General features: G+C 67.6%; 17 protein-coding genes and 1 pseudogene. 15 read left to right on the top strand and 3 right to left on the bottom strand.

Translation table 11 applies throughout. The annotated features are described in order from the left end of the window. Positions 1-6: 6 nt before the first annotated feature. From denD to QFZ27_RS24380, 11 genes are all read left to right on the top strand, one after another. The gene (gene denD, locus QFZ27_RS24330) at positions 7-1,005 is read left to right on the top strand and encodes a D-erythronate dehydrogenase (RefSeq protein ID WP_429229045.1); all 999 of its coding nucleotides are present in this window, start codon (positions 7-9) and stop codon (positions 1,003-1,005) included. Positions 1,006-1,234: 229 nt separating this feature from the next. Continuing rightward, the gene (locus tag QFZ27_RS24335; RefSeq protein WP_429229046.1) at positions 1,235-2,293 is read left to right on the top strand and encodes an ABC transporter ATP-binding protein; all 1,059 of its coding nucleotides are present in this window, start codon (positions 1,235-1,237) and stop codon (positions 2,291-2,293) included. Positions 2,294-2,346: 53 nt separating this feature from the next. Beyond that, positions 2,347-3,663: an ABC transporter substrate-binding protein gene (locus QFZ27_RS24340; RefSeq protein ID WP_429229047.1), complete on the top strand. Its 1,317-nt coding sequence runs from the start codon at positions 2,347-2,349 to the stop codon at positions 3,661-3,663. A gap of 39 nt (positions 3,664-3,702) precedes the next feature. Next, positions 3,703-4,479 (top strand): pentapeptide repeat-containing protein, encoded by a 777-nt coding sequence (locus tag QFZ27_RS24345; RefSeq protein WP_429229048.1) that lies wholly within the window; start codon positions 3,703-3,705, stop codon positions 4,477-4,479. A 33-nt stretch (positions 4,480-4,512) separates the two neighbouring features. Then, the gene (locus QFZ27_RS24350; protein WP_429229049.1) at positions 4,513-5,457 is read left to right on the top strand and encodes a carbohydrate ABC transporter permease; all 945 of its coding nucleotides are present in this window, start codon (positions 4,513-4,515) and stop codon (positions 5,455-5,457) included. Further along, positions 5,457-6,341: a carbohydrate ABC transporter permease gene (locus tag QFZ27_RS24355; protein WP_429229050.1), complete on the top strand. Its 885-nt coding sequence runs from the start codon at positions 5,457-5,459 to the stop codon at positions 6,339-6,341. Before QFZ27_RS24350 ends, QFZ27_RS24355 begins: the two co-directional genes overlap by 1 nt. 16 nt (positions 6,342-6,357) lie before the next feature. Next, positions 6,358-7,251 carry an alpha/beta fold hydrolase gene (locus QFZ27_RS24360; RefSeq protein WP_429229051.1) on the top strand — a complete coding sequence of 298 codons (894 nt, stop codon included), beginning with the start codon at positions 6,358-6,360 and terminating at the stop codon, positions 7,249-7,251. Positions 7,252-7,343: 92 nt separating this feature from the next. Continuing rightward, on the top strand, positions 7,344-7,922 hold the full coding sequence (locus QFZ27_RS24365) for a TetR/AcrR family transcriptional regulator (protein WP_429229052.1): 579 nt from the start codon (positions 7,344-7,346) through the stop codon (positions 7,920-7,922). Positions 7,923-7,960: 38 nt separating this feature from the next. Then, complete coding sequence (locus QFZ27_RS24370; protein WP_429229053.1) at positions 7,961-8,119, top strand: hypothetical protein; 159 nt, start codon at positions 7,961-7,963, stop codon at positions 8,117-8,119. 77 nt (positions 8,120-8,196) lie between these two features. Then, positions 8,197-8,436 (top strand): type II toxin-antitoxin system VapB family antitoxin, encoded by a 240-nt coding sequence (locus QFZ27_RS24375; RefSeq protein ID WP_225766681.1) that lies wholly within the window; start codon positions 8,197-8,199, stop codon positions 8,434-8,436. Further along, positions 8,436-8,834: a type II toxin-antitoxin system VapC family toxin gene (locus QFZ27_RS24380; RefSeq protein ID WP_429229054.1), complete on the top strand. Its 399-nt coding sequence runs from the start codon at positions 8,436-8,438 to the stop codon at positions 8,832-8,834. Before QFZ27_RS24375 ends, QFZ27_RS24380 begins: the two co-directional genes overlap by 1 nt. A 161-nt stretch (positions 8,835-8,995) precedes the next feature. Here QFZ27_RS24380 and QFZ27_RS24385 read toward each other — a convergent pair whose 3' ends face one another. Then, positions 8,996-9,772, bottom strand: coding sequence for a DsbA family protein (locus QFZ27_RS24385; RefSeq protein WP_429229055.1), 777 nt, complete (start codon positions 9,770-9,772; stop codon positions 8,996-8,998). Between the two features lie 128 nt (positions 9,773-9,900). Beyond that, complete coding sequence (locus QFZ27_RS24390) at positions 9,901-11,241, bottom strand: M48 family metalloprotease (protein WP_429229056.1); 1,341 nt, start codon at positions 11,239-11,241, stop codon at positions 9,901-9,903. Between the two features lie 114 nt (positions 11,242-11,355). Here QFZ27_RS24390 and QFZ27_RS24395 point away from each other — a divergent pair. Both QFZ27_RS24395 and mtgA read left to right on the top strand, forming a co-directional pair. Then, positions 11,356-12,499 (top strand): annotated as a pseudogene (locus QFZ27_RS24395) (aminotransferase class I/II-fold pyridoxal phosphate-dependent enzyme). A 1-nt stretch (position 12,500) separates the two neighbouring features. Next, entirely contained in the window at positions 12,501-13,277 is a 777-nt protein-coding gene (gene mtgA, locus QFZ27_RS24400) for a monofunctional biosynthetic peptidoglycan transglycosylase (RefSeq protein WP_429229057.1), read from the top strand. 3 nt (positions 13,278-13,280) lie between these two features. Here mtgA and QFZ27_RS24405 read toward each other — a convergent pair whose 3' ends face one another. Beyond that, positions 13,281-14,123, bottom strand: coding sequence for a glycosyl hydrolase (locus QFZ27_RS24405; RefSeq protein WP_429229058.1), 843 nt, complete (start codon positions 14,121-14,123; stop codon positions 13,281-13,283). A 250-nt stretch (positions 14,124-14,373) separates the two neighbouring features. On the opposite strand from QFZ27_RS24405, the gene QFZ27_RS24410 reads away from it, so the two are divergent. Together QFZ27_RS24410 and QFZ27_RS24415 are read left to right on the top strand one after the other, a co-directional pair. Next, entirely contained in the window at positions 14,374-14,751 is a 378-nt protein-coding gene (locus QFZ27_RS24410) for a hypothetical protein (protein ID WP_429229059.1), read from the top strand. Continuing rightward, a complete protein-coding gene (locus tag QFZ27_RS24415) occupies positions 14,691-19,019 on the top strand; it encodes an outer membrane protein assembly factor BamB family protein (RefSeq protein WP_429229060.1) in 4,329 nt (1,442 codons plus the stop codon). Before QFZ27_RS24410 ends, QFZ27_RS24415 begins: the two co-directional genes overlap by 61 nt. The last annotated feature ends 16 nt before the right edge of the window (positions 19,020-19,035 follow it).

Below are 19,035 nucleotides of genomic sequence, written 5' to 3' on the forward strand. Positions count from 1 at the left end.
CGCAGGATGAAGGTCGTCATCACCGGTGGTCTCGGTTTCGTCGGGCTGAATCTCGCCCGGGCGCTGCTGAAGCGGGGCACGCTGACCGGCATCTCCGGCCAGCAGGAGCCGATCGACGCGATCACCCTGTTCGACATGGCGGCGCCGGACCAGCGTCCGGACGGGCTCGACGACCGGGTGTCGATCGTCACCGGCGACATCTCCGACCGCGCCACCGTCACCGGCCTGGTCGACCGCGACGACATCTCGGTGTTCCACCTCGCCTCGATCCTGTCGGGCGGCGGCGAGAAGGATTTCGACTTGGCGCTCCGGGTCAATCTCGACGGCGGTCTGAACGTGTTCGAGGCGCTGCGGGCGCGGCAGGGCGGGGCGCAGCGCCTGGTCGCCGCCAGCTCGATCGCCGTGTTCGGCGGCTCGGTGATGCCGAAGACGGTGACCGACGCCACCAAGCAGACCAGCCAGACCACCTATGGCGTCACCAAGACGATCTGCGAGCTGCTGATCAACGACTACAGCCGCAAGGGCTTCTTCGACGGCCGCTCGGCCCGCCTGCCGACCATCTTCGTCCGCCCGGGCAAGGCCAATTCCGCCGCCTCCAGCTTCTGCTCCGGCGTGTTCCGTGAGCCGCTGAACGGCGTCGAATGCGTGCTGCCGGTGACCCGGGCGCAGCTGCCGATGCTGGGCTACCGCAACTGCGTCGCCAGCTTCATCGGCCTGCACGAGGCCCCGGCCGCGGCGCTGGGTGACGACCGCGCCGTCAACCTGCCCAGCCGCGCCTACACGGTCGAGGACATGGTGGCCGCGGTGAAGCGCGTGGCCGAGAAGTACCAGATCAAGCTGGGGCCGATCACCACCAAGCCCGACCCGGTGATCCAGGCGATCGTCGACGGCTGGGCCACCGACGCCTCCTGGGACCGCGCCAAGGCGCTGGGCCTGCCGATCGACGAGAGCATCGACCGGGTGGTCGAGGACTATATCGAAGACTTCCTGCCCAGCCGTCACTAACCCCTTCCTGTCATTGCCGGGCTCGACCCGGCAATCCAGAAGATGTCGACAGCCTCTGGATGCCCGGGTCAAGCCCGGGCATGACAGTTTTGGGTGGCTGACTGATACCGGTAACAAATTTGTACGATCAAACCGCCAAAACCGTTTGACCGAGCCGGGCCATCCGCTACCCTCTGCGGCAACGATCGGCGGCCAGGACGCTTCCGGCATCGCTCAATAGGGAGGGGGAATGGCCTCGGTCTCGATCCGTGGTGTCACCAAGAGCTTCGGCACCGTTCCGATCATCCATGGCGTCGATATCGAGATCGGCGACCACGAATTCGTGGCGCTGGTCGGCCCCTCCGGCTGCGGCAAGTCCACCCTGCTGCGCATGATCGCGGGGCTGGAGCGGATCACCGGCGGCGACATCTCCATTTCCGGCCGCCGCATCAACGATGTCGCGCCGAAGGAGCGGGACATCGCCATGGTGTTCCAGAACTACGCGCTCTACCCGCACATGACGGTGCGGGACAACATGGCCTTCGCCCTGATGCTGGCCAAGACCGACAAGGCCGAGATCGACCGGCTGGTCGGCGACGCCGCCGCCATCCTCGGCCTGTCGGCGCTGCTCGACCGCTATCCGCGCCAGCTGTCCGGCGGCCAGCGCCAGCGCGTCGCCATGGGCCGCGCCATCGTCCGCGATCCCGCCGTGTTCCTGTTCGATGAGCCGCTGTCGAATCTCGACGCCAAGCTGCGGGTGCAGATGCGCACCGAGATCAAGCTGCTGCACCAGCGGCTGAAGACCACCTCGATCTACGTCACCCATGACCAGGTCGAGGCCATGACCATGGCCGACCAGATCGTGGTGATGCGCGACGGGCGGGTCGAGCAGTCGGGCGCGCCGCTGCATCTCTACGACCATCCGGCCAATGTCTTCGTCGCCGGCTTCATCGGCTCGCCGGCGATGAACTTCATCGACGGCACCGTGGCCGATGGCGGCGTCCGCGCCGGCGACGGCACGCTGCTGCCGTTGCCGGCGGGGGCGAAGGTCGAGGCCGGGAAGCGGGTGCGCTACGGCGTGCGGCCGTCGCATCTGCGCGTCGCCGCCGACGGATCCGGGCTGCCGACGGAGGTCGAGGTGATGGAGCCGACCGGCGACGACACCTTCGTCTATGGCCGCATGGCGGGGCAGGAGATCTGCGCCATGTTCAACGAGCGCCAGAGCTTCGGCCCCGGCGACACCATCCGGCTGCTGCCCGACGCGGCGCGCATCCACCTGTTCGACGCGGAGACCGAACGCCGCCTGTGACGGCGGCGGCTTTCAGACACGATTTTCAAGCAAAGACAGACGGGAGAGGAAACATGGCTGATTTCACGCGGCGTGACGTTCTGAAGACCGGGGCGGGGCTCGCCGCTGCCGGCGCGCTCGGCACCTCCGGACTGGTCCGCCCGGCCTATGCCCAGGACCTGTCCTACACCCCGGAATCGGGCGCGACGCTGCGGGTGCTGCGCTGGGCCAAGTTCGTCCAGGGCGACGAGACCCAGTGGCTGGCCAACACCAAGGCGTTCAGCGACAAATACGGCGTCCCGGTGCGGGTCGACAGCGAGGGCTGGGAGGACATCCGGCCGAAGGCGGCGGTCGCCGCCAATGTCGGCAGCGGGCCCGACATCGTGCTGGTCTGGTTCGACGACGCCCAGCTCTATCCCGACAAGCTGCTCGACGTCTCCGAGCTGGCCAACTATCTCGGCAACAAGTATGGCGGCTGGTACGAGGGCCTGCAGGGCTACGCGCAGCGCGACGGCAAGTTCATCGGCCTGCCGCTGGCGGCGATCGGCAACGCCATCTGCTACCGCGAGAGCTGGGTCAAGGAAGCCGGCTTCGCCGAGTTCCCGAAGGACACCGACGGCTTTCTGGCGCTGTGCCGCAAGCTGAAGGAGAACGGCCATCCGGCCGGCTTCACCCTCGGCAACGCAGTCGGCGACGGCAACAATTTCGGCCATTGGATCATGTGGAGCCATGGCGGCAAGATGGTCGACGAGCAGGGCAACGTCGTCATCAACAGCCCGGAGACGATCGCCGGTCTGAAATATGCGGCCGAGCTGTACAAGACCTTCATCCCCGGCACCGAGGCCTGGCTCGACAGCAACAACAACCGGGCCTTCCTGTCCGGCGAGGTCAGCCTGACCGCGAACGGCGTGTCGCTGTACTACGCGGCCAAGAACGACGCCAACCTCAAGGAGATGTCCAAGGACATCCGCTGCGTCCAGCTGCCAGTCGGCCCGGTCGGCAAGCCGGTCGAGCTGTGCCAGACCACCTCGGCGATCGTGTTCAACTACACCAAGTACCCGAACGCGGCGAAGGAGTACCTGCGCTTCATGTGGGAGAAGGAGCAGTTCTTCCCCTGGATGGAGCAGGCCAGCGGCTATTGCTGCCAGCCGCTGAAGGGCTATGCCGACCACCCGATCTGGAAGGCCGACCCGAACCACGCCGCCTATGCCGGCGCATCGGAGCGGCTGCGCCCGAACGGCTATGCCGGCCCGTTGGGCTATGCGTCGGCGGCGGCGATGGCGGACTACATCGTCGTCAACATGGTCGCCGAGGCCGCCACCGGCCAGCGCACGCCGGAGGAAGCGGCGGCGCGGGCCCAGAAGCGGGCCGAGCGGTACTATCGGGTGTAAGCTGTCGGCCGTGATGTGACCGGCCGGCCAGGGAGGGGCATGGTGTTCTGCGGACGGATCGTCCTGGCGCTGCTGTTCGTCGCCCTGGCCGCGCCGGGGTGGAGCGCCGATCTGACGCGGGACCAGGTGATCGCGACGCTGTCCCGCGCCTCCCCGGCCGCGCCGGCCGATTTCTCCGGCAAGTCGCTGCAGAAGGTCGATCTCAGCAGGCTCGACCTCTCGGGGGCGAACTTCGCTGGGGCCGATCTGTTCGCGGCCAAATTCGAGGACAGCAACCTGACCGGGGCCGACCTGACCGGCGCCAATCTGGGCCTCGCCTGGGTGATCCGCGCGAACCTCACCGAGGCCGACCTGTCCGGCGCGAATGTCCAGGGGCTGGTCGTGGCCTCGGGCATGCAGACCAACGCGGCCGAGGCCCCGGTCTTCCTCCGCACCAGGTTCGTCGGGGCGCGGGTGATCGCCCGCTTCGGCGGCTTCGACCTGCGCGGGGCCGACTTCACCGACGCCAGGCTGGCGGTCGACATGCGCAACCAGTCGATGGGGATCATGCGGGCCGACTTCTCGAGCGCCAGGCTGGAGGGCGCCAACTTCACCCGGGCCGATCTCGGGCGCGCCTGGTTCCGCTTCGCCAGGCTGCAGGGGGCGCGCTTCACCGGGGCCAGCCTGCTGCATGTCGACTTCTCCGGCGCCGACCTCACCGGGGCGGATCTCACCGGCGCCGACGCCACCGGGGCGGATTTCGGCCAGGCGATCCTGACCGGCGCGATCGGGCTCGACACCGTCAAAGGATTGGATCCGGCCGTCCCGCGCCGGTAGCGCGCGGAATTCTGCCGCATGAGTGGAGGACAGATGTCGACGATCGCGCAGCGAAGATCGCCGCCCCCGACCGCGTCGTGGATGGCGCGGATGATGGAAAGCCGCAACGCGCTGGGGCTGGCCTTCCTGCTGCCGGCCGCGGTGGTCCTGCTGCTCTTCCTGACCTATCCGCTCGGACTCGGCGTCTATCTCGGCTTCACCGACACGCGCCTCGGCCGGCCCGGCATCTGGATCGGCATCGAGAACTACGAGTACCTCTGGGAGGACTCGATCTTCTGGCTGTCGGTGTTCAACACCATCCTCTACACGACCGTCGCCAGCCTGTTCAAATTCGTGCTCGGCCTGTGGCTGGCGCTGCTGCTGAACCGGCACCTGCCGTTCAAGGCCTTCCTGCGCGCCATCGTGCTCTTGCCCTGGGTGGTGCCGACCGTCCTGTCCGGCATCGCCTTCTGGTGGATCTTCGACGCCCAGTTCTCGGTGATCTCCTGGGCCCTGATCAAGCTTGGCCTGATCGACACGCCGATCAACTTCCTGGGCGACGTGGCCAACGCCCGGGCCTCGGTGATCGCCGCCAACATCTGGCGCGGTATCCCCTTCGTCGCCATCACGCTGCTGGCCGGGCTGCAGACCATCCCGCAATCGCTGTACGAGGCGGCGGTGCTGGACGGCGCCACCAACTGGCAGCGCTTCCGCTGGATCACCCTGCCGATGCTGTCGCCGATCATCGCGGTGGTGATGACCTTCTCGGTGCTGTTCACCTTCACCGACTTCCAGCTGATCTATGTGCTGACCCGCGGCGGGCCGCTGAACGCGACCCATCTGATGGCGACCCTGTCGTTCCAGCGCGCCATCCCCGGCGGCCAGCTGGGGGAGGGGGCGGCGATCGCCTCGGCGATGATCCCGTTCCTGCTGGCGGCGGTGATGTTCAGCTATTTCGGCCTGCAGCGGCAGCGCTGGCAGCAGGGAGGGCGCGACTGATGGCGATCAAGAGCGATGTCGTCGGCGACGAAGGCGGCATGGGCTATCTGGAGCGGCTGCCGCGCCGGGTGGTGACGGTCTACCTGCCGCTCGCGGTGTTCGTCTTCGTGCTGCTGTTCCCGTTCTACTGGATGGGGATCACCTCGATCAAATCGAACGCCGAGCTGTACAACTACAAGGATTTCAACCCGCTCTGGGTGGCCGAGCCGACGCTGCGGCACATCCAGTTCCTGCTGTTCGAGACCTCGTACCCGGCCTGGCTGTGGAACACGATGGTGATCGCGGTCGGGTCGACCACGTTGGCGCTGGTCTGCTCCGTCCTCGCCGCCTATGCGATCGAGCGGCTGCGCTTCACCGGGGCGCGCTGGGTCGGACTCGCGATCTTCCTGGCCTATCTGGTGCCGCCCTCGATCCTGTTCATCCCGCTGGCGGTCCAGCTCGGCCAGCTCGGCCTCCTGAACAGCCAATGGGCGCTGATTCTGACCTACCCGACCTTCCTGGTGCCGTTCTGCACCTGGCTGCTGATGGGCTATTTCCGCTCGATCCCGTTCGAGCTGGAGGAATGCGCCATCATCGACGGCGCCTCGCGGCTGCAGATCCTGCGCCGGATCACCCTGCCGCTGGCGGTGCCCGGACTGATCTCGGCCGGGATCTTCGCCTTCACCCTGTCCTGGAACGAGTTCATCTACGCCCTGACCTTCATCTCGGATTCGGAGCGCAAGACCGTGCCGGTCGGGGTCTTGACCGAGCTGGTCCAGGGCGACACCTACCAATGGGGCGCCTTGATGGCCGGCGCCCTGCTGGGCTCGCTGCCCGTGGTGCTGCTCTACTCCTTCTTCGTCGAGCACTACGTCTCCAGCATGACCGGCGCGGTGAAGGAATGAGGCCAGGGAGAGAGCCGTGACCCGGACCGCGTCCGTCGACACCCCGCTGCTGCGCATCGCCTATGAGGAGTCGGGGCCTGGCGACGGCCGGCCGATGGTGCTGCTGCACGGCTGGCCGGACCATCTCGGCACCTGGGACCGGGTCCTGCCGACGCTGCACGAGGCCGGGTTCCGCACCCTGGCGCCGAATCTCCGCGGCTTCGGCGGCACCACCTTCCGCGACCCCGCCACCATGCGCTCGGGCCAGCTCGCGGCGCTGGGGCAGGATGTGCTCGACTTCGCCGACGCGCTGGGTCTCGATCGCTTCGTGGTGATCGGGCACGACTGGGGCGCCCGCGCTGCCTACATCATCAGCGCCCTGGCGCCGGAGCGGGTGTCGCATTGCATCGCCATGTCGGTCGGCTGGGGCACCAACGCGCCCGACCAGCCGCTCAGCCTGAACCAGGTCCAGAACTACTGGTACCACTGGTACATGACGCTCGATCGCGGCGCCGATCTGGTGCGCGATGACCGCCGCGGCTTCACCCGCCACATCTGGCGGATCTGGACCCCGGATTGGGAGCTGTCCGACGAGGAGTTCGAGGACACGGCCGCGGCCTTCGACAACCCGGACTGGGCCGAGGTCGTGCTGCACTCCTACCGGGTGCGCTGGGGCTTGGCGCCGCGCGACCCGCGCTACGACGAGATCGAGGCGCGGCTGGCCGCGAGCCCGGAGATCGCGGTCCTGACCCTGGTCCTGCACGGCGGCTCCGACCCGTGCAACGACCCTTCGACCTCGGCCGGAAAGGAAAAGTTCTTCCGTGACCGATACGAGCGCGACGTGCTGCCCGGCATCGGCCATTTCCCCCAGCGCGAGGCCCCCAACGCCGTCGCCGAGGCGATCCTGCGGTTCATGGCCGCCAAGGACTGAGAGCCTCCTCGCCGCAATGACAGCGAGGCATTGACATCCTCATCCGCCCCGCCATAAGTTAGTTAACGATTACTAACTTCTTGAGTCACATCATGGCCGGCAAGGGCAGGGACACCAGGGCGCGGATGGAGGAGGCGGCCATCCGTCTGTTCGCCGAGCGTGGGGTCGAGGGCACCTCGGTGCGCGACATCGCCGCCGCGGTCGGCGTCACCGAGGCGGCGCTGTATCGCCACCTGACCTCGAAGGACGAGTTCGTGGCCGGGCTGTTCGCCGACCGCTATGTCGCGCTCGGCCGCCAGGTCCATGCGGCGCAGGACGGGCTGGCCGGCTTCGCCGCCCGGATGCGGGCGATGGTCGAGGCCTGCTGCGAACTGCACGACCGCGACCCGTCGCTGTTCCGCTTCCTGCTGATCGTCCAGCACCGGGCGCTGCCCAGCCTGGCGCTGGGCGAGCCCAACCCCGGCGACGTCATCGGCGCGGTGATCGCCGACGGCATCCGCGAGGGCGCCGTGACCATCGCCGACCCCCGGCTGGCCACCGCCATCGCCTTCGGCTGCGTGCTGCAGCCGGCGGTGTTCCTGCTCTACGGCCGGCTCGAAGGCGGTCTGGCCGACCGCGCGCCGGAGATCGCCGGTGCCATCCTGCGGGCGCTCGGCGGCCCTGCCGACTGACACCCTTCCCCCATCCGTCTCAGCGCGAGGAGACGTCCGTGATCGACCCGATCGTGTTCCTGCTGATGATCGCCGCCATGATCTGGCTCGGCGTCCAGGTCCTGACCCAGCGCAGCGCCATCCGCGAACTGGAATCCCGCCTCGACCTGATTGATGAGGAGGAGGCGCCGCCTGCCGTCGGCCGCCGCAGGCCATAGAACCGTGATGGGCCTATCGTGTCGATCTTATATACGTCATGATGCTCATGTCATGACGTATATACAAGGAGATCGTGATGCCGCTCAGCATCCGGGATGAGCTCACGGACAGGCTGGTCCGGAAGCTCGCCAAACGAAAAGGCCTCGGCCTCACCGAGGCCGTGCGTCTGGCGGTCGAGAACGAGCTGCGCCGCGACGAGGAGGCCGTTCCCCTGCGCGAGCGGTTACGGCCGCTGCAGCACCGCATCGCTGCCCGGCCGGCAACCGGGCTCGAAGCGGACAAGGCGTTCTACGACGAGCTGAGCGGCGACCTCTGATGTTCGTCGATGCTTCTGCCATCGTCGCTATCCTTACCCGGGAAGCCGACGCCGATGCCCTGGCCGACCGCTTAGGGGCAGCGCGGCAGCCGATCACCTCGGCGATCGCGGTGTTCGAAGCGGTGCTCGGGATCTGCCGAAAGCGCCACGGCAGCGTCGCGGAGGCCGAGACCGATGTCCGGGAGTTCCTTGCGATGGCGAAGGTGGATGTCGTCGGGATCGGCGCCCAGGAGGCGTCGACGGCGCTGAAGGCCTTCGATCGCTATGGCAAGGGAAGAGGGCACCCGGCCCAGCTGAACATGGGTGATTGCTTCGCCTATGCCTGCGCAACCACCCATCGTGCTCCCATCTTGTGCAAGGGCGCGGACTTCGCGCGGACCGATGTCCAGCTCGCCTGAGCCCGCCGCCGGTCTGAGAGACCGTTGGGAAATGCGCTGGTGTGAGTCGGCTGGTGGTGGTTTCGAGAACCGGCGCGCAGCGGACGTTATAGTCCGTGAGCACCGGAAGCGCAGAAACCGCCGTCAGACGGCCGCACCAGTAGCATTTACAACGATCTCTCTCAGCCCGCCCGGTCCTTGTCGATCTGGCTCTTCAGCGCGTCGAAGCCGACGGCGCCGGGGATGATCTGGTCGTTGATGACGAAGGCCGGCGTGCCCTGCACCCCCAGCGCCTGGGCCAGATCCATGTTGGCGCGCAGCTCCGCCACCACCGCCGGGTCGTTCATGTCCTGCTTCAGCTTGTCGACATCGAGCCCGACCTGCTTGGCGGTGTCGTAGATCACCTCGTCGGTCAGCTGGCCCTTGAGGCCCATCATCTTGATGTGGAACTCGAGATACTTGCCCTGCATCTGCGCCGCCAGCGAGGCGCGGGCCGCAGTCACCGAGGCCGGCCCGAGGATCGGGAACTCCTTCAGCACCACCTTCAGCCCGCCATCCTGCTTCACCAGCCGCTCCAGATCGGGCTGGGCTCGCTTGCAGTAGCCGCATTGGTAATCGAAGAACTCGACCAGCGTGACGTCGCCCTGGGCGTTGCCGATCACCGGCGAGGACGCGCTGCGGAACAGCTCGTCGGCCCGGCTGGTCAGCGTCTTGGCCTGGGCCGAGCGCTCCTCCTCGTCCTTCTTGGTCTGATAGGCGTCCAGCGCCTCGACCACGATCTCCGGATGGGCGCGGATGTAGTCGCGCACGACCTGCTCGATCGCCTCCTTCTGCACCGGGTCGATCGCGGGCGTGCTTTGCGCCGGGGCCGGCGCGGCGCTTTCCTGGGTCCATGCCGACGGCGACGCGATCGCCACCGCGGCAAGGGCGGCCAGGCTGGCGAGGCGGAGGCGGAGCATCGGGGTATCCTTTCGCTGGATCATGTCCCACTAGTCGCCTTTCGCGACGGGATGATCAAGGGTTACCGCGGCTGCGGCGGCATTCGACCGCAACGGTCTGCGCCAGCGGCATGGCTCGGTGCCGGCTCTCAGCGCGGCTTGTCCTCGGCCTGCCGCTGCAGGTCCTGGGCCCGGCGCCAGCCGGGCGAGCCGCGCGGCAGCAGCTGCAGCGCCCGGTCGACCTGGGCTCGCGCGTTTGGCCTGTCGCCGCGGGCGAGGTTATCCTCGGCGAGAGCCAGCGACGCCTTGCCCATGTCGCCGACCTTGCCATAGGCGGTGCCGAGCAGCCGCCAGACGATCGGCGGCGTCTGCTCCGGGTCGACGCTGGCCCGCTCCAGGTCGCGGATGGCGCTGCGCAGCTCGGCATCCGAGCCGCGGTCGATCTTGGTCTGGGCCAGCGGGATCAGCAGCAGCGGCTCGCCCGGCAGCAGCGCCAGGGCGCGCTCGTAATAGGGCCGGGCCTCGGCCAGGCGCCCGGTCTCCAAGAGGATCTGGCCGCGCAGCTCGAGGTAGTAGGGGTTGCGCGGCTCGGCCTTGATCAGCGCGTCGGTGCGGCCGAGCGCGTCGGCGAAGACATTGTTGCGATAGGCGGCGATCGCCCGGGCGTATTGCGCCGGGATGCTGGTGTCGCTGGGAGGATAGACCCGGGCCACGCTCTGCGGCTCGGTGAAGCCGAACAGCTTGGCCCGCATCCGCGCGAACATGTCGTCATAGCCCGGCGGCATCGGGCGGCCGCGCAGCGGCGACTTCTCGACCGCCTCCTGCACCGTCTCGATCCGGTCCTGCGTCAGCGGATGGGTGCGGGTGTATTCCGAGCCGGTCGGGCGGGCCAGCTCGGCATCCTGCATGCGCTCGAGGAAACTGAGCATGCCGTCGGCCGGGATGCCGGCCTGGGCCAGGAAGCGCAGGCCCGCCTGGTCGGCCGAGCTTTCGATCCCGCGGGTGAAGTTGACCATGTTCTGCCGGACCATGTCCTGGGCGGTGATGGCGCCGGCCATGGCGGCGTCGCCGCGCCCGGACGCGGCGCCGGCGGCGGCGCCCAGCAGCGAGCCGATGGTGGCGATCAGCCGGCTGCGCTCCATCTGCTCCGCGCCGCGCACCAGATGGCCGCCGGCGATGTGGCCGGTCTCATGCGCCAGCACCGCCATCAGCTCGCCGGCGCTGCGGGTCTGCAGGATCAGCCCGGAATAGACGAAGATGTTCTGGCCGCCGGCGACGAAGGCGTTCATGTCGTCGTCATTGACCAGGAAGATGGTGACCGCCTCCGGGTTCAGTCCGGCCGCCCGGAAGATTGGCGTCAGCATCCTGTGGATGCTAGTTTCGATCTCGGCGTCGCGGACCACCGGAATGCGTTGCGCCTGGGCCGCCGCGAGCGGCCCGACGATGACCGTCGCCAGGGCCAGCACCAAGATCCGAATGACCCGTCCCAACGCTCCGCTCCCTCCGTGCCGGCGATCCATTGCGATGGATCATCACGCTATCGGCCGACTGTGTCGACCCGGTGGCGCGATGCCCGCCACGACTGCCGCCGAGACCCGCCTGTCATGAAAATTTCCCGCCGCGGCCAGGTGCCGCCCTTCATCGTCATGGATGTGATGACCGCCGCCGCCGCGCGCGAGAAGACGCATGGCGACGTGCTGCATCTCGAGGTCGGCCAGCCCAGCACCCCGGCGCCGGCCGGCGTGCTGGCGGCGGCGCAGGCGGCGCTGCGCGACGACAGGATCGGCTACACCGTGGCGCTGGGCATCCCGCCGCTGCGCCAGGCCATCGCCGACCATTACGGCCGCGCCTATGGCACCGCGGTGGCGCCGCAGCAGGTGGTGGTGACAACCGGCTCCTCCGGTGCCTTCCTGCTGGCCTTCCTGGCCGCCTTCGACGTCGGCGACCGGGTGGCGCTGGCGGCGCCGGGCTATCCCCGCCTACCGCAACATCCTCACGGCATTGGGCATCGAGGCGGTGGAGATCCCGGCCGGGCCGGACACCCGCTACCAGCCGACGCCGGAACTGCTGGAGAAGCATGGCGGCAGGCTCGACGGGCTGATCATCGCCAGCCCGGCCAATCCGACCGGCACCATGCTGTCGCCCGAGGCGCTGGCCGATCTCACCGCCTATTGTGACTCGCGCGCGATCCGCCTGGTGTCGGACGAGATCTACCACGGCATCACCTACGGCATGGGGACGGCCACGGCGCTGCAGACCAGCGGCAGCGCCATCATCGTCAACAGCTTCTCGAAATACTATTCGATGACCGGCTGGCGCCTGGGCTGGCTGGTGCTGCCGGAGGAGCTGCTGCGGCCGGTCGAATGCCTGGCGCAGAACCTCACCATCTCGCCGCCGACCCTGTCGCAATACGCGGCGGTGGCGGCCTTCGATTGCGGCGAGGAGCTGGACCGCAACGTCGTCCGCTACGCCCGCAACCGCAGCCTGCTGCTGGAGGCGCTGCCGCGCGCCGGCTTCGACCGGATGGCCCCGGCCGACGGCGCCTTCTATCTCTATGCCGAGATCGACCACCTGACCAACGACAGCATCGAGTTCTGCCGGCGCATGCTGGCCGAGACCGGGGTGGCGGCGACGCCGGGGGTCGATTTCGATCCGGTGCGCGGCCACGCCACCATGCGCTTCTCCTTCGCCGGCGCGACCGAGGAGATGGCCGAGGCGGCGGACCGGCTGCATCGCTGGCTGCGCTGACATGGCAAGGGCGGCGCGGCGCCGGGCGTCTTCGCGCTGGCGGCTGTCACGCCTGCCCCTGCCGCGCCTCTCCTTGCCCGGCGCGCTCGGCCGCTGGTGGGGCCGGCGGCGCTGGTGGTCGAAGATCCTGTGGAGCCTGTTCGCCCTGCTGGTCCTGGCGCCGCTGGCGCTGGCGATCGTCTACCGCGTGCTGCCGGTGCCGGCGACGCCCTTGATGGTGCTGCGCCTGTTCGAGGGCGAGGGCTGGCACCGCGACTGGGTGCCGTGGGGCGAGATCGCGCCGGTGATGGCCAAGGCCGCGGTGGCGGCCGAGGACAACCTGTTCTGCCGGCATGACGGCTTCGACTGGCAGTCGATGCAGCAGGCCTGGGACCGCTACCGGTCCGGCGTCGGCCGGCTGCGCGGCGGCAGCACCATCTCGAACCAGACGGCGAAGAACGTCTTCCTGTGGGATGGCCGCACCTTCATCCGCAAGGGCTTCGAGGCCTATCTGACCGTGATGATCGAGGCGCTGTGGCCGAAGCGCCGGATCATGGAGGTCTATCTCAACGTGGTCGAGCTCGGCCCGGGCATCTATGGGGTCGAGGCCGCGTCGCAGGCCTATTTCGGCAAGAGTGCTTCGCAGCTCTCGGCGCGCGAGGCGTCGCTGCTGGCCGCGGTGCTGCCGAACCCGCGCGGCTGGTCGGCCGGCAAGCCGTCGCGCTACGTCGCCGGCCGCGCCGCCACGATCCAGCGCCGCATCGGCCAGCTCGGTGACCTGCTGGACTGCGTGGAGTAGGGGTCACTCTCCGGCGGCGCAGGGCGGCTCGGTCGTGACAGACCCCACATCGTTCCCGTCGAACTCGGCATAGATCCGGCCGAGTGCCGTCAGCGCGCCGGTGTCGTCGACCAGCCGCGAGGTGACGGTCGCCTCGCGATAGGCGCCGGCGCCCATCCAGGCATAGCGCTCGACATAGGGGCGGCGCTCCAGCTCGGGCAGGACCGTCGTCATGAAGCGTTCCGTCGCCTCGGTGCCGTACCGGTTCTTGCGGCCGTCCCGCGCGGCCCAGTCGGCCACGGCGAATTCGGTGATCCAGATCGGCTTTCCATAGGCCTCGTGGATGTCGTCGATCTTGCGCAGGAAGCTCTTGGCCGACGGCGCCCCGTACCAGTGGACGGCGACGAAATCATAGTCCTTGCCCTGTTCGGCCATCCGGGCGGAGAAGCCCTCGAACCAGGGGCCGAGCGCGTTGACGGCGGCCGGGCTGCCGATGCGGCGGGCGAGGGGGCGGATCTTGTCCCAGGCGTCGACAGCCTGGTCGACCGACATGTCCGCCTGGCGCTTTCCGTCCGGCTCGTTGAAGGCCAGCAGCGCGCAGAGCTTTGCGTCCCCGCCGAGCTGCGCGACCTGCCGGTCCGCCATCGCCCCGTCCGACCAGATCATCGGCACGAACTGCGCCGACCCGGCCTGCGCGATCGGCTCGGTGTTCCAGGTGTAGTACCAGCGGGCGTCGAGCCGCCGGATCGTCTCGGCCGCGTTGCCGTCCCTGGGGCCGATCGCGACTCCCTTCTTGTCGCCGGCGGCGGCGGGCGTGACGGGCGCGATCGCAAAGAAGGCGGCGCAGAGGAGGGCAATCAGCCTCATCCTGACCTCTACAGCTTGGGGATCGGGCGGACAGGGGTAGCATCTTTGGCCGCCGGCACAAACGTGGGGCGGCAAGCGGCCGGCCCGTCAAATTGTCGTCAATTGCGCGGCAAATGCCATTTGTTGTCCCGCCGTCGCGCCTTGCCGATAGTGACAAGAACCGCGGTCGCCGTGCCCACCCGCAACAGGGCGGGCAGCCCGACATACCCCGGATCGACGGCCGCGACGCCCGCAAGCGCAGGAGGTTCCGATGCCGAGTCCGTTCCCGCCCTTCGCCGCCCTGGCCCTGCACCAGGGCAACAGCCGGAACCTGCAGCTCGTCGGGGTCGGCGACGACGGCGCGCTGTATCTGGCCGCCTGGCAGTCGCACGCCACCGGCGCCTGGACGGTGCCGGACACGAACGTGCTGGCGTTCCAGTCGGGAACGTTCTCGGCCGTCGCCCTGGCCAGCGGCAATAGCGACCGCCTGCAGGTGCTGGGCCTGGGGCCGACCAGCAGATCTACCTCGCCGCCTGGCAGTACGAGGATGGCACATGGATCGAGCCGATCCCGGCGAATGCCGGTCCGATGGGCGACCCGGCGCGCCGCTACACGGCCGTGGCGGCCCATCGCGGCGCCGGCTATCTGAACGTGTTCGGCCTGGGGACGGATGGGCGGATCTACGTCGTCGCGACGCAGGACGATGCCGGCCGCTGGCAGGCCGATGGCCGCATTCTCAGCACCCCGGGGATATCCTACGCGGCCATCGTGCCGGTGACGGACGCCCAGGGCTGGCTGCAGCTGCTGGGCCTCGGGACCGACGGGCGGGCCTATTGGGTCGCCTCGCTCAGCGACGGCTGGAGCGTCCGGGGCGAGCCGATCGGAAATCCGAAGCATCGCTACACGGCGCTGGCCGCCGCGCTGAGCAATGGCGGCAACCTGCAGGTCATGGGGCTGGGTACCGACCGGAAGATCTACCTGGCCGCCTGGCAGGACAAGAAGCTGGCTTGGCATGTCTCGAAGAAATATGGTGGCCCGCTGGGCAACGAAAGCCGGCCCTACGCCACGGTCGCGGCCCATATCGGGGCCGACCGCAACCTCCAAGTCGTCTGCCTGGGAACGGACGGCAAGGCCTATCTCGCCACTTATCAGGACAAGGATGGCGCCTGGCATGCGCCCTCATCGAAGAGCAATGGCCCGCTCGGGAATCCTGAGCTTGTCTACCACGCCCTGGTGGTGGCCAGCGGCCCGGGAAGCGACGCCACGCACCCGGGCGAGCTGGACGTGATCGGGCTGGGGGCCGGTTTCGACGACGGGCTGCCCTATCTGGCGACCAGGCAGGACAAGAACGGGACGTGGCATACCGGGCAGCCGCTCTTCTCCGGCCGGTCCTCGCCGATGGAAGGCAATTGGCAGACATCGCTTCCCGGCGGTGTCTGGCTGAACGGCTGCCTGGCCTATGACACCGTGTGGGTGGTCACGGGCGATCGCGTGGTCCGCGGCTTCGATCATTTCACCGGGGCGGAGATACGTGTCTTCCCGAAGTTTGGAGACAACGCGGTCCCGCGTAATGTCGAGCCCTTCCAGGACGGCCTGCTGGTCTATTGCGCCGATGGCTGGTTCTACTTCGTCGACCTGGCGCCGGACGCGCCGGATCCGAAGCGGATCGCCTATTGCGATGGCGAACCAGCCTGGATGCAGGCCCGGGGCGGGTCGGTGTTCGCCTCCTCCGAGAAGTCCGGGGTGGTGCGGGTGCCATCCAAGGCCGAGGGCGTGCCGCCGAGCCGGGACGGGCAGATCGTCATCGGCGCCTACGGCACCGGCCACACGGTCGGCTGGCCGAGCCTCGGCCCGGACATGGTGCTGGCCACGGTAACGGAGGGAGGGGCGGCAGTCTGCGCTCTCGACCCGGTCGATCTGCAGCGCGTGGCTCGCTGCGCGCTGCCCGCGAAACCCAGCTGGATCCAGACCGCCTGCAACGGGTCCGCGGTCGTCCTGTGCGTCAATGACGGGAAGACCGTGTGCGCCGTTCCGACCAGCCTGGAGAAAGTGGCTTGGCAGGCGCATTTCAGCGCGCCGGTTTTCAACCAGCTCGCCTGCGATGCCAGCTACTGCTACGTCCCGCTCGTGGACGGCTCGGTCAAGATCCTCAACATCGCCGACGGCACGCCGGCCCGCGGCAAGAACGAGATCAAGCTGGCACAGCCGCTGGATGCGGTGCTGCTGGATGGCGGCGTGCTGTATGGCGCGTCGGCCGCCGGCGGCTTCATCTGCGCCATCGACACCGCCACCGGCCAGGTGCTGATCGAGCGCACCGCCGGCGGGGCGACCCTGATCGGCGCCGACAACGGCGTGGTCTATTTCGGCGATCAAAAGACCGTCCGCGCCATGCGGCTGGCCGGGCTGTTCCGGCGCTTCTACGCCGAGGCGACGCTGATGCAGGATGTCGACATCCCGGCGCCGGGCCTCGGCGCGCCGGTCAAGGCCCCGGCGATCCAGACCGAGATCACGCTCTACGACAAGTCCGGCGGTCCCTATGCGCAGCAGCAGGTGCGCATCGGGGCGACCCGGCCGGTGACGATCCGGTGCAACGGGGTGGACCATGCGATCGGCACGGCCGATGTGCCCTTCGCCACGCTGCCGACGGATGTCGCCGGCCGCGTCCGCATCAGCCTGCGGCCGACCAACCTGACCAGCCCCAGCCTCGCCCTGTTCACCACCTTCATGGATGGCGACCTCAGCCTGCTGCTGCGGCCGGATGCGCAGCTGCACGACAAGCTGGCGAACATCAAGGGCGCGGACCTGAAGAAGGCCAAGGGCTATGACGGAAAGCCCGTGGTCAAGGACGAGTATCGCAAAAACGACACGATCCTGAACAACACCGCCGGCATGATGAGCGCCTCGATCCAGATGGTGAAAGGGTCGCTCGACCGCCGCCAGACGCTGCTGGCCGGAACCCTGGGGGGCCGCCAGATGCGTTATCTCGCCCGCGGCTGCGACATGGAGACGATCTGCTGCTGCCCGCAGGGCGACTACACCTGCCGGACGGTCTGCTACCGGAACTTCGCCTTCGACCTCACCCCAGCCCACACCAGCTTCGACAACGACCTCGACCAGCAGAAGACCAAGGCTTGGCTCGCCGCACATCCGCTGAGCACGACCCCGCCGCCGCCCCGCCCGGGCTCGCCGGAAGGCTCGTGGGATGATTTCTGGGACGACGTCAAGGACTGCGCGGCCTCGGTTCAGAACGCGATCATCTATGCAGCGGACGAGATCGCCGATGACGTCAGGACCGTCGTCACCTGGGCCAAGCAGGTCGGGGACGAGATCGTCGACTACACCTATGAGTTCGTGGTCGATACGATCGAGAAGGCGGTCACTCTGGTCGAAGGCATCTTCAACACCATCGTCGGCGCCGTCGGCAAGGTGCTGGAGGCGTTGAGTTTCCTGTTCGACCTCGGGCGCGTGCGCGAGTTGCGGCGGCAGATGCGGCTGGGGGCCGAGGCGGCGTGGGATGACCTGCTGGGGTCTGACGGGCAGTTCACGACGGGGCTGCTCTTCGAGGCAAGGGACGAGGTCAGCCGCCAGTTGCTTGTCTGGAAGGCACAGATCGACCAGACGCTCGAGCAGGCCAGGGGCCAGATCGGGGGCTTCTCGGCGGCCGGCGTTCAGCAACGGACGTCCGGTAACGCCAACCCGGCCAAGGGCGGATCGACCTCACGCTGGCTGGAATCGAAGGTCTGCGATGGGCTGCTGTCATCCTCGACGCTTCAGGTCATGATCGATCGCAAAGCCGGCCTTGACGGAACGTCCGGTCCGGCGGGATTCCCCAGTTTCGAAATTCCGGAGGATATCGCGAGCGATATCACGGGTCTGGTTCAGGGTATTGATAATGACCCGAAGATATCAGACGATATGAAGAAAGCTATCGCCAATATTCAATCGGCTTTGAATAGCGAGGGCACCGGATATGGCCTGTTCTCTCAGACGCTTTCGGTGCTCCTGTCGGCAATCGAATTTGCAGCCGACCTGGCAATTGATGTCGCGCTAGACATCTGGCGGGCGCTGATCGACCTTCTCGCCAAGGTTCTCCGATTCTCCTGGGATTTTATCACGAAGCCGGTCGACATACCGGTCGTTACCGCGCTGTATTGTTTCGTTGCCGACGCCGATACGATGTCGATCCTCGATCTGGCATGCCTGATGACGGCGCTCCCGGCCTCTCTGCTGATCTCGAAGAATTCTGCTCGCAGGGGGAGAAAGCGAAACACGAAAGAGATAGCCGCGATAGCAGCTGGTATTTCTCAGGTCATATCCGCAGGAATTCGGGGAATATTTACCCTGTTCATGATTGGTGTCCGAGCAACGAAATTCGTTCCGATAGCAGAGAGTCGCATCCTGATCGTCATCAGGGCGATATTCTTTCTCGGCGGTGGGCTGGCCGCGCGAGCATTGGCGATATGGTCATTTGTCGAGGCGAGTTCCGGAAACAGAGAGCTTCTCATGACAAACGTCATTCTCTCCGCTTTCGGAATGATTGCATTGGTTTCTGACGTTTTTGTCGTGCTTCCGCGAAAGATAGCCGAACCAAAAATAGGAATTGCCATCGGTGCGTTTGTGGGGCTCGTCGGTCTATTTTTGACCTGTGTCTATATGATAGCCGGGATATTGACCGATTGGTTCACATTCGGAGTCTATCTTGCGGGCTTTCTGGGGTTGACGGTGCGAGGTTTGCGATTGTTCTCTGATCTGTCGGTTGCTTACAAGGATTTGATCGATATTGGGGTCACTGTGGTCGTTACTGGTCTGCAGATGGCTGCGGGTTATATCAAGCTTGCAAGCCTTCTTGCCAGGGAGAGTCCGCAGGCAGCCTGGTCCGGCCCGGACTCGCGTCGCGGTTTGAAGGCCCCGGCTTGACGCACGCCGGGGCCAG

Source organism: Inquilinus ginsengisoli (assembly GCF_050434925.1).
GTDB classification, from domain to species: domain Bacteria; phylum Pseudomonadota; class Alphaproteobacteria; order DSM-16000; family Inquilinaceae; genus Inquilinus; species Inquilinus ginsengisoli_B.

Coding starts and splice junctions, on each gene's coding strand:
- QFZ27_RS24385 (WP_429229055.1), bottom strand. CDS start 9,772: ATGCTCCGCCTCCGCCTCGCCAGCCTGGCCGCCCTTGCCGCGGTGGCG.
- QFZ27_RS24375 (WP_225766681.1), top strand. CDS start 8,197: ATGCCGCTCAGCATCCGGGATGAGCTCACGGACAGGCTGGTCCGGAAG.
- QFZ27_RS24350 (WP_429229049.1), top strand. CDS start 4,513: ATGTCGACGATCGCGCAGCGAAGATCGCCGCCCCCGACCGCGTCGTGG.
- QFZ27_RS24365 (WP_429229052.1), top strand. CDS start 7,344: ATGGCCGGCAAGGGCAGGGACACCAGGGCGCGGATGGAGGAGGCGGCC.
- mtgA (WP_429229057.1), top strand. CDS start 12,501: ATGGCAAGGGCGGCGCGGCGCCGGGCGTCTTCGCGCTGGCGGCTGTCA.
- QFZ27_RS24410 (WP_429229059.1), top strand. CDS start 14,374: ATGCCGAGTCCGTTCCCGCCCTTCGCCGCCCTGGCCCTGCACCAGGGC.
- denD (WP_429229045.1), top strand. CDS start 7: ATGAAGGTCGTCATCACCGGTGGTCTCGGTTTCGTCGGGCTGAATCTC.
- QFZ27_RS24405 (WP_429229058.1), bottom strand. CDS start 14,123: ATGAGGCTGATTGCCCTCCTCTGCGCCGCCTTCTTTGCGATCGCGCCC.
- QFZ27_RS24355 (WP_429229050.1), top strand. CDS start 5,457: ATGGCGATCAAGAGCGATGTCGTCGGCGACGAAGGCGGCATGGGCTAT.
- QFZ27_RS24335 (WP_429229046.1), top strand. CDS start 1,235: ATGGCCTCGGTCTCGATCCGTGGTGTCACCAAGAGCTTCGGCACCGTT.
- QFZ27_RS24415 (WP_429229060.1), top strand. CDS start 14,691: ATGGGCGACCCGGCGCGCCGCTACACGGCCGTGGCGGCCCATCGCGGC.
- QFZ27_RS24345 (WP_429229048.1), top strand. CDS start 3,703: ATGGTGTTCTGCGGACGGATCGTCCTGGCGCTGCTGTTCGTCGCCCTG.
- QFZ27_RS24340 (WP_429229047.1), top strand. CDS start 2,347: ATGGCTGATTTCACGCGGCGTGACGTTCTGAAGACCGGGGCGGGGCTC.
- QFZ27_RS24380 (WP_429229054.1), top strand. CDS start 8,436: ATGTTCGTCGATGCTTCTGCCATCGTCGCTATCCTTACCCGGGAAGCC.